This is a genomic window from Flavobacterium sp. PMTSA4 (assembly GCF_032098525.1).
Classification (GTDB): domain Bacteria; phylum Bacteroidota; class Bacteroidia; order Flavobacteriales; family Flavobacteriaceae; genus Flavobacterium; species Flavobacterium capsici.
This window is the reverse complement of sequence record NZ_CP134890.1, coordinates 905,120-919,025: the sequence shown is the minus strand read 5'-3', so window position 1 is coordinate 919,025 and position 13,906 is coordinate 905,120. Positions and strand designations below refer to the sequence as shown.

13 protein-coding genes are annotated in these 13,906 nt (G+C 35.1%); 5 read left to right on the top strand and 8 right to left on the bottom strand.

Going from position 1 to position 13,906, the window contains the following annotated elements:
* Positions 1-2: 2 nt before the first annotated feature.
* The 4 genes from RN605_RS04270 to RN605_RS04255 all read right to left on the bottom strand — a co-directional run bounded on the left by RN605_RS04270 (position 3) and on the right by RN605_RS04255 (position 6,362).
* On the bottom strand, positions 3-359 hold the full coding sequence (locus RN605_RS04270; protein ID WP_313322509.1) for a hypothetical protein: 357 nt from the start codon (positions 357-359) through the stop codon (positions 3-5).
* A 30-nt stretch (positions 360-389) separates the two neighbouring features.
* On the bottom strand, positions 390-1,610 hold the full coding sequence (locus RN605_RS04265) for an efflux RND transporter periplasmic adaptor subunit (RefSeq protein ID WP_313322508.1): 1,221 nt from the start codon (positions 1,608-1,610) through the stop codon (positions 390-392).
* Positions 1,611-1,621: 11 nt separating this feature from the next.
* Positions 1,622-5,938 (bottom strand): CusA/CzcA family heavy metal efflux RND transporter, encoded by a 4,317-nt coding sequence (locus RN605_RS04260; protein WP_313322506.1) that lies wholly within the window; start codon positions 5,936-5,938, stop codon positions 1,622-1,624.
* A gap of 97 nt (positions 5,939-6,035) precedes the next feature.
* On the bottom strand, positions 6,036-6,362 hold the full coding sequence (locus RN605_RS04255; protein WP_313325787.1) for a DUF6660 family protein: 327 nt from the start codon (positions 6,360-6,362) through the stop codon (positions 6,036-6,038).
* An 859-nt stretch (positions 6,363-7,221) separates the two neighbouring features.
* Between RN605_RS04255 and RN605_RS04250 the strand changes: the two genes are divergently transcribed.
* From RN605_RS04250 to RN605_RS04235, 4 genes are read left to right on the top strand one after another with little or no spacing between them, the layout of a single operon-like run.
* On the top strand, positions 7,222-7,980 hold the full coding sequence (locus tag RN605_RS04250; protein ID WP_313322505.1) for a hypothetical protein: 759 nt from the start codon (positions 7,222-7,224) through the stop codon (positions 7,978-7,980).
* A 35-nt stretch (positions 7,981-8,015) separates the two neighbouring features.
* The gene (locus RN605_RS04245; protein WP_313322504.1) at positions 8,016-8,408 is read left to right on the top strand and encodes a DUF5675 family protein; all 393 of its coding nucleotides are present in this window, start codon (positions 8,016-8,018) and stop codon (positions 8,406-8,408) included.
* Positions 8,409-8,445: 37 nt separating this feature from the next.
* Positions 8,446-8,667: a hypothetical protein gene (locus RN605_RS04240; RefSeq protein WP_313322502.1), complete on the top strand. Its 222-nt coding sequence runs from the start codon at positions 8,446-8,448 to the stop codon at positions 8,665-8,667.
* Entirely contained in the window at positions 8,651-8,830 is a 180-nt protein-coding gene (locus tag RN605_RS04235) for a hypothetical protein (protein ID WP_313322500.1), read from the top strand. The genes RN605_RS04240 and RN605_RS04235 overlap by 17 nt, the downstream gene beginning before the upstream one ends.
* Positions 8,831-8,915: 85 nt before the next feature.
* Here the strand turns inward: RN605_RS04235 and RN605_RS04230 are convergent, their stop codons facing one another.
* On the bottom strand, positions 8,916-9,095 hold the full coding sequence (locus RN605_RS04230; RefSeq protein WP_313322498.1) for a hypothetical protein: 180 nt from the start codon (positions 9,093-9,095) through the stop codon (positions 8,916-8,918).
* A 25-nt stretch (positions 9,096-9,120) separates the two neighbouring features.
* Positions 9,121-9,543 (bottom strand): DUF6943 family protein, encoded by a 423-nt coding sequence (locus tag RN605_RS04225; RefSeq protein ID WP_313322496.1) that lies wholly within the window; start codon positions 9,541-9,543, stop codon positions 9,121-9,123.
* 768 nt (positions 9,544-10,311) lie between these two features.
* Here RN605_RS04225 and RN605_RS04220 point away from each other — a divergent pair.
* Positions 10,312-10,674 (top strand): hypothetical protein, encoded by a 363-nt coding sequence (locus tag RN605_RS04220; protein ID WP_313322494.1) that lies wholly within the window; start codon positions 10,312-10,314, stop codon positions 10,672-10,674.
* Between the two features lie 302 nt (positions 10,675-10,976).
* Here the strand turns inward: RN605_RS04220 and RN605_RS04215 are convergent, their stop codons facing one another.
* Both RN605_RS04215 and RN605_RS04210 read right to left on the bottom strand, forming a co-directional pair.
* The gene (locus RN605_RS04215) at positions 10,977-12,962 is read right to left on the bottom strand and encodes a TonB-dependent receptor plug domain-containing protein (protein WP_187657984.1); all 1,986 of its coding nucleotides are present in this window, start codon (positions 12,960-12,962) and stop codon (positions 10,977-10,979) included.
* Positions 12,963-13,020: 58 nt separating this feature from the next.
* On the bottom strand, positions 13,021-13,881 hold the full coding sequence (locus RN605_RS04210; protein ID WP_235933220.1) for a FixH family protein: 861 nt from the start codon (positions 13,879-13,881) through the stop codon (positions 13,021-13,023).
* Positions 13,882-13,906: the final 25 nt, after the last annotated feature.

Genomic DNA, 13,906 nt, shown 5'->3' with positions numbered 1-13,906 from the left:
ATCTAAGCTTTACAGCATCCATCTAAGGAAGCTAATCCTTCTTCAGTAGCTTTTACTTCATCAGCATCATAGCCTAATTTAGCAATTCCTTTTTTGATTTCAGCTAAGGTCGTTTTCTTTGGATTGTAGTAGATAGTAAAGTTTTGAGCCTTATCATCCAACTCATACATCCTAATGCCTTTTATTTTAAGCATTTCGGTTTTGAATTTCAATCCGCAGGTTTCACATTGTTTGCAATGGTCGCAATGCAAAGTTGTTTTGATTACTGCTTTTTGATTGCTCTTTTGAGCCATTGCCGAATTAGAAACAAATAGCATTATTGCCAAACAAAAAAAAGATTTTAAAATTGTAGTTTTCATAGTGTATGTATTTATATTGTTAGAAATTTATTAATGTTCGTGTTCGCCACCGCCTTTGGATTGTGCCAATAGATAGTAAGCACCTTTAATCACAATTTTGGCATCTGAAGGAATTTTTTCAATTACCTTTACTTCAGTATAACCTAAATCAGTTGTACCTACTGCCACCTCAACGGCTTTGAAATGGATTTCTTTTCCTTCTTTATGGGTTTCGCCTTCTTTGTGTTCGTGTTCTTCTGTTTCTTTTTTCGGAGCTTCTTCGTGTCCTTCTTCCTGAATGTAGATAAAATATTTATCTCCGTTTCTCACCACTGCATCTTTAGGCAGTGCCGGAACAGTTTGATTGGAAATATTGATGTTGGCTGCTACATACATTCCCGAAATCAAATCTTTGGTACTGCTCGTTATTTTGGCGTGAACGGCTACTGTTTTGCTTTCATTTGAGAAAGATTTATTGATTCCGAATATTTTCCCTTTGATGGATTTATTGGATTGGTTAGTCAATACAAAATCAACTTCCTGACCGATTGAAATTTTGCCTAAGTCTTTTTCAAACACATTCAAATCGAGGTGCATTTGTGTATTATCGACAACTTCAAACAATGTTATTCCTGTTTCTGCAAAAGCACCTTTTGTAATACTGATTTTACCAACATAACCGCTTATTGGTGAAACAATAGGCACTAAAGAAGTGCTGCCATTCGGACTTACATTCAATGCCTGTAATTTGTTTTTGGCTGCCTGAGCTTTGGCTCTTTCTGATGCCAATTTTGACTTTACTTCCTGAAATGCTTTTCGAGGATTTACATTTTCATCAGTTAGAGTTTTTTGGCGTTTATATTCCTGCTCCAAATACTCAATATTGGCAACAGCGGATTGATATTCTTCCTGCATTTCAGAAACCTCAAGATTTTGGATTGTAGCCAATGTTTTGCCCTTAGTTACAAATGTACCTTCCAAAACAAAAATATCCTTTACAACGCCACCAATTAGCGTAGAAACATCAGCCCTGTTTTGTGGTGGAACTGCTGTATAGCCATTGGCTTTTATAATTGTGTTGAGGTTCTTCATTTCGACACTTCCGGTTTCAATTCCGATTGTCTTGGCTTGTATTTCTGTTAGTGCTACTTCTGTTTCTGACTTTTCTTCTTCGTGTTCTTCAGTAGCTTCTTTTTTGCCACAGGAAACAAGCAGGAATAGTGAAACAGAAAGTATAAATAGCGATGATTTATTAATGATTATATTTTTCATTTTACGTGATATTAATTATTAAGGATTGATGGGAACTGCAACTGAATTGCGCTCTGATTGTAAAGATTAACCGCTTCAGCATTTTGTTTCTTTATATCAATAGCCTGATTTAAGAAACTGATATATGACCAATAACTCATATCACCATTAGCATAGCTTTTTTGTGCTGTATTGATAATTTGATTGGCATATTCCAAGCCTTCATTTTGATAATAGTCGAGGGCTTTTTTCTGTTTGTCATATTCATTTTGCAACTCCTCTTTTTTCAGCTTCAAGGTTAACTTATTCCTGTCGAGCATCATTTGTGATTGGGAAACATTGATTTCTGAAGCTTTGGCTTTTGCTGTATTAGCTCCACCAAACAAAGGAATCTGCAAACCGGCTGTGAATCCCTGAAACATTGATTTCGTGTCAATGGTTTGGGCAAAATATCCCAATCCCAATTTTGGCATCCTTTGGGCTTTGTAAACGCTTGTTTCCTTTTGATTAACTAAAACCTGTTGGGAGTAATAATCATTTACCAAACCATCTACTTTTGAATTGTCTGCGCCTAAAGCAATTTTGTATTGCAATGCAGAAGAAGCATCAGGAATTATATCATTATCGCTCTGCACAAAGTATTGTAATTGCTTTTGATAAATAGCCAAATCATATTCAATCTGTGCTTTTACAGTTTCAATTTCCTTTACTTTGACTTTGGCACTGATAACTTCGATTTTACCGCTTTCTCCGGTTTCAAAACGTAATTCAGCATTTTTGAGAAACTTGGTGTAAATCTCATTCAATTCATTGTTCAGTTTTTGTAATTCAACACCATACAAATACTGATAATAAGCTAATGTTACTGCCTTTTCAATTTCATACTCAGATAATGCTTTTCGCTTCTCTGCCAAATTAGCCAATTCTTCCTGTAACTGTCTATTGGCTTTAGTTACTTTCCCGATGGGGAAATACTGCTGAACCGAAACGTTGTGGTCATAGGCATCACTGTTGAACTGTCCACCCTGATATTGAATCTGTAAAGGGTCAGCCTGAAAAGCTCCTTTTTTAAGTGCTTTTTGCTTCTCAATTTCCTTATCCGCTATTTTCAAAGTACTGTTGTTATTTTTAGCTAATTCAACAGCTTGCTCCAATGAAACTTTTTGAGGGCTTTGAGCAAAAGAAAAGGCACTGAATAATAACAGTATAGCTGTAATGATTGGGGTTTTCATATTTTTTCTTCTTTTGATTTTTGTTTCAAATAATAAATAGAGTATTGGCAATACAATCAGGGTTAATAGTGTTGCAGAAAGTAAACCACCTATAACCACTGTTGCCAAAGGCTTTTGAACCTCAGCACCACCGCTGGTAGATAATGCCATTGGCATAAATCCTAATGATGCCACAGCAGCAGTCATCAATACAGGGCGTAACCTTGTTTTAGTTCCGATTAAAACTCTTCGTAATGGGTCTGTAATGCCTTCCGTTTTCAGTTGATTGAAATAGGAAATAAGCACAATTCCATTTAATACAGCTATACCAAACAAAGCAATGAAACCTATTCCGGCTGAAATACTGAATGGCATCCCTCTTAACCATAAGGCAAAGACACCACCAATAGCAGAAAGCGGAATTGCAGTAAATATCAAAAGAGATTGTTTGATACTGCCAAAAGTGAAATACAGTAAAACTAAAATCAAACCTAAAGCAATAGGAAGCGCAACCGATAACCTTTTATTGGCTTCGATGAGGTTTTCAAACTGTCCACCATAAGTGATATAGTAACCTGCAGGAAGTTTGAAGTTTTTATCCAACTTAGATTGGATTTCCTCAACTACGCTTTTAACATCTCTGCCACGAACATTTAAGCCGACAGTAACCCTTCGTTTTCCATCTTCACGCACTACCTGAACAGCTCCCTGTTCATAGCTTATAGTTGCCACCTGAGAAAGTGGGATTTGCTGTCCGTTTGGTAAGGGAATAAACAAATTACTAACGTCTGAAATATCAGCCCGATTGTCTTTGTTTAATCTTACTACCACATCAAAGCGTTTGTTTTCTTCATAAATTTTACCGGCAATATCTCCGGCAAATGAAGAACGAATTATTTGGTTTATATCACTGATATTTAATCCATATAAAGCAATTTTATTGTAATCATATTTTACAGTGATTTGTGGCAACCCTGCGACCTTGTCAGCTTTCAAATCGCCAATACCTTCAATAGATTTAATTTTACTTGTAAGCTCTTTGGCTTTATTTTCTAAAACTTCTAAATCATCGCCAAAAATTTTAATAGCTACATCACTTCTGCTTCCGGTCATAAGCTCATTGAAGCGCATTTGGATTGGTTGTGAAACTTCGATATTCGCTCCCGGAATTACTTCCATTTCCTCTTTCATCAAATTGGCTAAATCTTCCCAATTGTCAGCTGAAGTCCATTCGCTTTTATCTTTAAGCACTATAATCAAATCAGCACTTTCGATTGGCATTGGGTCAGTTGGGATTTCACCACTTCCTATTTTAGCCACAATAGTTTTTATTTCAGGGAATTTTGCTTTTAGAATCTTTTCATATTTGGTTGTGGTTTCTACTGTTTGACTTAATGAGCTTCCTGTCATTATTGTTACATTGAGAGCTAAATCGCCTTCCTCAATCGTAGGGATAAATTCACCACCCATATTTTGAAAAGTGAATAAAGCCAAAGCAAACAAACCAACTGAAATCAATAAGACAGTTTTTTTCATTTCTAAAGCCTTATTGAGTAATGGGATGTATTTACTTTCAAACCAAGCCATCATTCTATCACTAAAATTGATTTTATGCTCTGTATTCTTTGACAGGAACATTGCACTCATCATTGGTACATAAGTCAAAGACAATATGAAAGCCCCAATTACAGCAAAGCCTACTGTCATAGCCATTGGCTTAAACATTTTGCCTTCTGTTCCAACTAAAGCTAAGATTGGCAAATACACAATCAGAATGATGATTTCGCCAAAAGCAGCACTATTCCTGATTTTAGAAGCCGATAGATAAACTTCACTATCCATTTTGGCTTGTGTTAACTCCTTTTTCCGTTTTAGTTTGGCTAAATGGTGCATTGTGGCTTCCACTATAATTACTGCGCCATCGACTATGATTCCGAAATCAATAGCTCCTAAACTCATCAGGTTTCCGCTAACACCGAAGTAATTCATCAGGATAACGGCAAAAAGCATTGATAATGGAATTACTGAAGCAACGATAAGCCCTGCACGAAGGTTTCCAAGAAACAGAATCAATACAAATATTACGATTAACGCTCCTTCGATGAGGTTTTTGGTAACCGTACCTATGGCATTATCCACTAACTTACCTCTGTCGATAAAAGGTTCAGCAACCACTCCTTCAGGTAAGCTCTTGTTGATTTGTACCATTCGCTCTTTTACTCTGTCAACAACTGCGCTTGAGTTTTCGCCTTTGAGCATTAGCACCAATCCACAAACAATTTCGCCTTTTCCATCTTTGGTGGATGCTCCATAACGTAAGGCAACGCCTTCACGAACCGTTGCCACATCACGAACCAACACCGGTGAACCATTTCTGTTTTTGATAACCACGTTTTGCAAATCACTAATCCCTGAAGCCATTCCGACACCACGAATGAAGTAAGCATATTGGTCTTTCTCTATATAAGCGCCACCGGTATTTTGATTGTTTTTTTCCAAAGCATCAAAAATCTCAGTTATGGTTACACCTTGACTGTTAAGCGTGTTGGGATTAACGGCAATTTCATATTGCTTTAGTTTACCACCCCAACTACTGACCTCAGCAACGCCTTCGACACCTTGCAACTGAGGAATGATAATCCAATCCTGAATGGTTCTTAGCTGAATAGCATCATATTTATTTTCGTAGCCTTTTTTGGCATAAACATCGTATTGGAATATTTCGCCAAGTCCGGTGGAAATTGGAGCTAACTCAGGTGAACCGGCATATTTCGGGATATTTTCTTCAGCATCTTTTATCCTTTGGAAAATTTGCTCCCTTGCCCAATAAATATCCACATCATCTTTGAAAACCACAGTAACAACCGAAAGCCCAAAGCGTGAAATACTACGCAACTCAACGACTTTCGGAATGGTTTTTACAGATTGTTCTAATGGATATGTGATTAACTGCTCTACTTCCTGACTTGCTAAAGTCGGAGCGGTTGTAATAATTTGCACCTGATTATTAGTAACATCAGGTAAAGCATCAAGCGGTAACTGCTTAATGGAATAGCTACCCCAAGCCAAAAGCACAAGGGTAAAAAGTAGTATAACGAACTTGTTCTTTATACTGAATTGTATAATCTTATCTAACATTGAAAAGTATATAATGAATTAGAAAATCAGCAAATAAGATATTTGCCATTGTTAGTGCTATTGCACAACTTTCTAACCCGAAATTACTCGGGCTTCATTATACTATCTGAGGGGGTTGCCAAATACTTCCGAAGAAATTGGAATGTAAGGCTGAGGTATAAAATGAATTTGGAGTTTTTATTACCTCAAACGGATTTTGAAAATTATAAGTAATAGTAGGAACATAAGATAGTGTAATGCCTGAACAGCAGTTACAAATACAAAAAGGAGAACATAAGTCGTTTTCCTTATCGTGGGAATTAGCTTTATTTTCAGATGAATGAATAACTGTTGAATGCGCAGCACTTCCAATTTCGACATCTACACAAGGTACAGCCGAAAGAGTAAAAATGTAAATGGATAATATAACAGTTAATAATTTCACGGTTGTAAATGTAAAAATATTTTTTAGAAAATTATGATTATTGATGCTTAAACGATGCTTAAAAAACAAAGAACTGTCAACTACATTGTCAACTAAAAAATAAAAGCCCCGAATAACGGGGCTTTGCAATGTTTTAAGCGGAGAAAGAGGGATTTGTCTGCTACAAAAGACACCAATGAAATTAACACTTCGCAAAGCATATTATTTAAGTGACACCTCAACTGACACCTCCTTTATAAGGATATTATTATTCCATAATTCAAAGTATACAAATATAAGGATAAATATTTGAATATTAAAACATCAAGACTAAAAATTGAACTAGTTGTTTAAGTCTTTGATTATCTATGTCTTGATTAAAAATTGTTCAAAAGTGTTTTAAATTTTAACCAAAAATCAAGTGAGTTACTTGTTCATATTTTATTCCAGTATATGCACAGAACTCTTCAATTGTTAGGAACTCATTTTCGAGTTTGTTGAGGTCGCTTTTAATCTTTTGCATCAATCTAGTACTTTGACGATAACTCTTACCTGTTATGCGTTGTATGTCCTTTGGATAGATGCAAACCCTCTGTATTTCATTTTTCATACTTCATCCATACCTTTGATTAGGCTTTGACTAACTTCTGTCGTGCAGAAATTCTTTCCGCAATTTAGTTATTATTTTTCATACTTCTTTACTGGTTTTTTATGTTGATTTAGGACACTTATGTCGTTTTAGGACATATGGTACAATATTGATTTTTACTTTACTAAACGCTTTATAAACTTTGTCCTTATCATTCAAGATTTAGTTGCAACGATTAACGAAATGAAAGTGAGTTGTGAAAATGAGTATTAATCAAAAAATGTAAAGATTATGGCTAGACAGAAAGGCATAATTAAATTAAAAGGTACTATCGGGGATATTACTTTTTATAAAACGCAAGATGGTCACTTGGCAAGAGAAAAAGGCGGAATTGACGCTAGTAGAATTGCAAATGATCCTGCGTTTCAAAGAACTCGTGAGAATGGTTCTGAGTTTGGTAGAGCAGGGAAGGCTGGGAAGCTTTTGCGTACTGCTTTGAGATCATTGCTGTTGAATTCTGCGGATAGTAGAATGGTAAGTCGTTTAACCCAAAGAATGGTAAAAGTTATTCAGGCTGATCAAGTGAGCGAGCGAGGTTTACGTAACGTTATTGATGGTGAGGCTGAATTGTTATTTGGTTTTGAATTCAATATTCGTGGTAAGCTTGGCACTAGTTTGTATGCTCCATTTGTAGCAGCTATTGACCGCGTTTCGGGAGAGATTAAGGTGGATATGGCTTCATTTGTACCAGCCAATATGATTGCTGCACCAAGTGGTACTACACACTTTAAAATTATCTCTGGCGGTGCTGAAGTTGATTTTGAAGCTGAAACTTTTGTAGTTACTACTTCGGAGACTGCCATTTTGCCTTGGGATGCAACACCTACGGCAGTAATTAGTCAAACGAATGCAGTTACTGCTAACTCAACTAAGCCTTTGTTTTTGGCATTGGGAGTGGAATTTTATCAAGAGATTAATGGGCAAATGTACCCTTTGAAAAATGGTGCTTTTAACCCATTATCAATTGCGAAAGTTGATAGCGGTGTGTAAACTGAAGTTAGAAATTAGAAATCAGAATTTAGAAGATGGTTTTGTTTTTAACTAGAACTTATTTCCCTGATGGAACGAATGGTAAACTCGAATGCGAAGGCAAATTGATTTGTAAAACTATCGAATTGCCCTGGAAGATGAACGAAACGAAGGTCTCCTGCATTCCTGAGGGGAAATATTTTATTAGAAAGCGATACAGCGCCAAATACAAATGGCATATGGAGGTAGTGGATGTACCAAATAGAAAATTTATTCTTTTTCATCCTGCCAACAATGCTCAAAAGGAATTGCAAGGTTGTATTGCTCCGGTTACTAAACTTTCTGGACCTGGATTAGGTTTGATGTCAAGGAAAGCGTTTGATAAACTTAAAGCTTTTGTTTACAAAGCTTTGGAGAATGGAGAAAGTGTAGTGTTGATTGTTGAATAAATTTCCGCTTTAGCTGGAATGACAATAGAAATTAATTATGAATAAAATTGTAGAAAGAGCAAAAGCTCCCACGCCAAAGTTTTTTAAAGTGCTTCGAACGATTGGATTAGCCATGGCTACGCTTGGTGGAACTATTTTGGCAGCACCCGTTGCATTGCCTGTAATTGTAACCACAATTGGAGGTTATGTTGCTGTTGCAGGTGGTGTTTTGTCTGCTGTTAGTCAATTAACGGTTGATACCCATGAGCAACCAGATTAATCCAACAATGGTTGGAACTGCGGGAGGTACTTTTTTGAGTATAGTACCGAATTTGAACTCAGAAGATTTGATTAAAACGGTTGTTTTAGCAACAGTTGGTGCTGTAGTGAGTTTTTCAATTTCGGTATTGCTTAAATGCCTCTTCAAGAAGCACAAGAAATAAGTTTAACTCTCGTTGTGCCCCGAAGCTTCGGGGTTTGGGTTAAACAAAATGAAAGCCAAGTCGAAAGACCTGGCTTTTTTTGATTTTAAACTTCTCCAAATTGATTGAGAATTACCTCAATGACTACAACTTCGGAATTATACCAATATAATTCATTGTATTTTGCATAATCAAGTGCTTTAGTTCTACTATCAAATGCACCAAAAAACACTCTTGATGCTTTTGATTTCCATGTATCGGTTTGAAATAATAAAAAAATACTCATAGTGTTGATTTTAAGATTAAACGGATTATTTTTTGCAATAGCGGTATAGAATTACCCTTCTCAAATCGTTGATAAGGTTAATATTCTGACGAAATTGATTTTCTTTTAGCTCCAAAAGTCGCAATGCTTCAACATTTTTTTTGTGTTGCTCAAAATCTTGTAACATTTCCTCTGCTTTAGCTGAAAATTCTTTGACAAAATCAATTTTTCTTAGAAATGGAATAACAGAGCCACAGAGGTTTCTGTGCCAAAATTTGGATTGCCATAGACTGTAGGTTATCCAAAAAACATTTTCGTAATCTTCCTCGTTTTGAAAAATCACAACAAAGCTGTTTGTAAATGGCGTTTTTTGTGGCTTTCCGCTGTTTAATCCCTTGTTAAGTATGAATAAATGAGGTCTGGCGTAAACAGTGTCTTTTCGGTGGGTTTTGATGATAAAATTTGTCATACTTTCAGATTTAAAATTTAGTATTTCTTCTGATTTCTGTATTTCTTCCAATGAATGCTGGTATGCCTCGCTACGCTCCGCACACATAAAATTTTTTAAAAGAAAAAAAAGAAAAAAAGAAAGCCATTCGTCCAAGTGGAAGGTTTCAAAAAAGCAAGTTTTTCAGAAAAAATACTACCCGATACGTGATTGAATTCGGCAACGTCTAATCGGAAATTAAATGTGTTTTGAAACGGTTTGGGTGGAGATTTTTTCTGAAACCCGGAGGGCTTGAACTTGCTTTTTTGAATACCTGGAACTTAACTTTGCTTCCTTTTTTTATTTATTTTTTTTGAAATTTTCAATCAAATGTTCTTGTTCAATCGGAATTTGTTTGAAAGAATGGGTGTTGATTTGAAAGATAGACGTCCTCGGAAAGGGTATCAAATTCTTTGGATGGATGAATAAACCAAATCAGAAAATAAAAAAAGCTATTCATCCGGCCAAAGAATTTGATACTCTTTCTTACGGTTTGATTTTTGAGGATGCTTAATCGTCCTATGAAATGGAAGTTATCAATTTAGTCGGATGTTGTGCTGAAAATGGGAAGCATCTTCAAAAAACAATGCATTATACTACCGAGTGGGATGTGGCAGTAGCGTGAGTAAGGGTATCATTTTTTATTTGCTTACTGGGATGTTTCTGATTGCTTTAGTGGAAAAGCTGATGTTTGAAATTTAGCTGGCAGTCGTAGTGTTCAGTATTCGGCAGACTATCTAAAAAAACGGTATGGCATCAGCTTTTTCGCTGGAGCAATTACTGCTAGTTTTCTGGCAAATAAAAAATGATACTCTTACTGGGGATTTTGGTTTTGTGGGTTCTAAAAATGGATTTACCACAGGCAAATCACTAAAAGTTAAAGCCATTTTTAGAACTTACAAAAGCAATGAAAACACTTCCTATTTAAACGCAAAGTTGATAAAAACAGTTACCGTGAACGTTCATAAAAGCAATGGTAACCGAAACTATTCCTATGAAATGGTGAACGTTCTTAAAGACAGTGGCGAAGGACGGTTTTTTTTTAAAACAGGGTGGTGCGAGGAAGTTTTAAAAAAAAGTTGTCCTAGAGCCACTGGCAAGCGCGTTGGGTGAGGGGCTTTTTTACATAATGTTATTATAGTGCATGCACAATTTTGATTAGAAGCAGGATAGTCCTTATGCACTATAATGCAACATTATGTAAAGAAGCTTGGGGGAAAAAATTACTGGCGCAAGTCACGCAGTGTACGTATTATTGTTTCAATAATTGTGACAGTAATTTTTTTAGGAGCGTTGGGAAGGAGTGGTGAGTGGTAGCAAAATAATAAAGCGTTTAATTATGCTACTCTTTTAGACATCTTTTATTAGTTGAGTTTCTAAAAACAGATAAATTTCATAACCTATAAACTAATATTTTAAATTTTAATTTCTAAATTCAAATATATATTTCTACCTATTCGCGGAATTTTATTCCAATCGGAATATGTAGTATAATAAGTGTTTATTATATTTTCTACTCCCATTTTAATATGAAGAATACTTCCGTCCCAATTAAATTTATAACCTGCACTGAAATTTAGTATGGTGAAAGCTGCTGTAGGTTTTTCTTCATAAAATGAACCAAATTGAGTTTGAGATCCGTTGCCAATACATTCAATTGCTACATTCAGTTTTTGATATCTATATTTTAATTCCGTTTGATAACTTACAGGACTAATAAACGGTAAATTATTCTTGTTACTATCTTGACCTCGACTGTATTTGATTTTTCCACTCCACTGAAACTGTTTTGAAATTTTCCATTCTGTAGTTATGTCAACATTAAAAATGGTTGCATAATCCAAAGTTGTGTAAAGTTTTACTCCAGAAGCACCAATCGTCATCGGGACAAAAAAATCATTAGGTTGACCAACAATAAAATCTGAAATTCTGAAAAAAGTCGATGAAATCTTAACGTTGTATTTACTCTTTTTATATCCGAAGAAAACATTTGTTTCAATCGATTTTTCATTTCTCAAATTAGGATTACCAATATAGTCAAAACGATCAGAACTATTGAACAAATAAAAACCATATCCTTCGGAAACTGATGGTGCACGTTCGCTGTAACCGGTTCCAAAACCATATTCCAATCCGTTTTTATTGTAGTTATAATTTAATCCGATGCTTTTTAGTAAACGTGTTTTTTGAGCTTCCATTTCGGGATAAAAAATCTGCAAACTTTGTAATCCAAAATCACTTGCTACGTCATTGGTATGACTTCCTAAAGACAACGACAATTTCAAACCCGAATGGCAATTAAAAACCCAATTATCTTCGGCAAAAAAACCTGTATAAAATGTTCTCACATCGGGCCAAGTGTACATAAACATACTGTTTTCATTAGGATTTGAAGGATACATTGTCATTTCGGCAACCGATTTATTGTAAAAACTATTCAGGTTAATCAAAAAATGATGATTGCTTTTATTACCTGTAATTTTAGAATACATTCCAAACGTTTCGCTCCAACCAGGCATATCCATGTGAATAGGAACCGATGGTCGCTTGGTATCATCCATTCTGTGTGTAATAGTGTTAAAATATACTTTGGTTTCCCAATCTTTCAATAATGGAGATTTTGGAATAACCATATATTTAAGCGAAGTAATCAAAGCTTCGGCTAATGAAACATCCATTGGTAATGCTGGATAACCAACATCGGTCGCTTTATCATAAATTAAAGATGCTTCAATGAGTTTGTTTTGGCTGAATTTAAACCCCGAAGTTCCTGAAAAATTGAGTTTTTTAAATTGAGAAAACAAAACTTCTTTGTTGTTTCCTGCCTTGTAATTATCGGCATCACGAAACATAATATCGGTATCAACATAAAATAAACTGTCTGTATAATTTACTGATGAACCAATGATTTTTTGACGATTATTGGTTTCAAAACCACTATTAACCGCAAAATCCCATTTTTGATTTCCAAATTGATTTTGATTTCTTTTCAAATCAATTGCTCCGCCAATGGTCGACCCAAAACACGAACCTTGTTGCCCAGAATGTATCGTTGCTTCAGAAAGATTAGAAACTTCAACATACGAAGTAATTGGGTCCATTTTATCGGTACAAGCGCCAAAAATTCGCATTCCGTCAATGGTTATCAATGTTCTTTCGGTAGCCATATTGTTGATAATTGGTTCCCAAGCATACGCGCCACGTTTTATTAAATCTACCTGACTAGCTTTGTCTAGAAATTCATCTATTGAAGCCAATGATTTTGATTGTTTTTCGTGAATTTTTGCTTTTTTACCAATGATTATTACTTCTTTCAAGTCTTTAGGAACCAAAGTATCTTTTTGTTCTTGGGCAAAAGAAACCAAGCCGTTGAGTAACAACAGAAATAGTATTTTTTTCATCGCATTTTGGATTTTAAAAAGTCTTGCCTTTAATAAACAAGACTTTTTTGAGACTATTTTAGAATTCAATTTCTACAAAAAGACTACTTTCGGTAACAGTTTCGGTAATGGTTTCGCCTTTTAAAACATCGCCAGCAGCGTTAAGTAACTGCAAGTTTATTTTCCAATAACCTGTCATTGTTAATGATAATTTACCTTCATATAAACCGCCAATTGTTTTTTGGGTAGCATCAACATTATTAGGCGAACTGTGATTTCCCATACTTGGCATACGTGGATCGATTTTTACTTTATAGCCATCAACTACAGGAAAATCCATCATATTTTGCATTTTCCAAACGCCTAAAGCTATGTCATTAACTGCAACTTTTGGATTAGTTGGTTCGGCATAAGCCACAACATATTTCACACCATCAGTTCCTGTAAATGAACTTACTTTTTTCTTTGCCGATGCAGGAACATCAATTACAGAAGTAGCCGTATAAGCCGTTCCTTCTATCGTATAATCAACTTTTAAATCCCAATATTCTGTTGTGTTTTGTGCCATTTGAAAAACAATATAACCATTGTATAACGTTCCGTTTGGAGTTGTTTTTTCTACTTCAGATTTTGGACAAGAATGGTTCATCATTGTCATGTGCATAATTGGCATCCAACTCACTTCTGCATTTTTTTCATAATTTCCAGTAGATTTATCTTTAATTCTGATAGAAATTTCATTAAATCCTTGTTCTAAACTTCCTGCTTTAGAATATAATTCTATGGTATGTGTATCGTTTGAAAATTCTTTAAATTTAGTAATTCCAGATAATTCGTCGGTGGTTGTTGTAGTTGTATCATCATCTGATGAGCATGAAGTAAACATAGTTGTTGCTGCCATTATAAAAAAGGCAAGTGTATATTTTAGTAAAGATTTCATTTTGTAAATTTTAATTAATACGAAT

Bases quoted from the DNA above. Each gene is read 5' to 3' on its own strand.
- RN605_RS04215 (WP_187657984.1), bottom strand. From the start codon at position 12,962: ATGAAAAAAATACTATTTCTGTTGTTACTCAACGGCTTGGTTTCTTTT.
- RN605_RS04220 (WP_313322494.1), top strand. From the start codon at position 10,312: ATGGCATCAGCTTTTTCGCTGGAGCAATTACTGCTAGTTTTCTGGCAA.
- RN605_RS04270 (WP_313322509.1), bottom strand. From the start codon at position 359: ATGAAAACTACAATTTTAAAATCTTTTTTTTGTTTGGCAATAATGCTA.
- RN605_RS04265 (WP_313322508.1), bottom strand. From the start codon at position 1,610: ATGAAAAATATAATCATTAATAAATCATCGCTATTTATACTTTCTGTT.
- RN605_RS04260 (WP_313322506.1), bottom strand. From the start codon at position 5,938: ATGTTAGATAAGATTATACAATTCAGTATAAAGAACAAGTTCGTTATA.
- RN605_RS04240 (WP_313322502.1), top strand. From the start codon at position 8,446: ATGAATAAAATTGTAGAAAGAGCAAAAGCTCCCACGCCAAAGTTTTTT.
- RN605_RS04210 (WP_235933220.1), bottom strand. From the start codon at position 13,881: ATGAAATCTTTACTAAAATATACACTTGCCTTTTTTATAATGGCAGCA.
- RN605_RS04235 (WP_313322500.1), top strand. From the start codon at position 8,651: ATGAGCAACCAGATTAATCCAACAATGGTTGGAACTGCGGGAGGTACT.
- RN605_RS04225 (WP_313322496.1), bottom strand. From the start codon at position 9,543: ATGACAAATTTTATCATCAAAACCCACCGAAAAGACACTGTTTACGCC.
- RN605_RS04230 (WP_313322498.1), bottom strand. From the start codon at position 9,095: ATGAGTATTTTTTTATTATTTCAAACCGATACATGGAAATCAAAAGCA.
- RN605_RS04245 (WP_313322504.1), top strand. From the start codon at position 8,016: ATGGTTTTGTTTTTAACTAGAACTTATTTCCCTGATGGAACGAATGGT.
- RN605_RS04250 (WP_313322505.1), top strand. From the start codon at position 7,222: ATGGCTAGACAGAAAGGCATAATTAAATTAAAAGGTACTATCGGGGAT.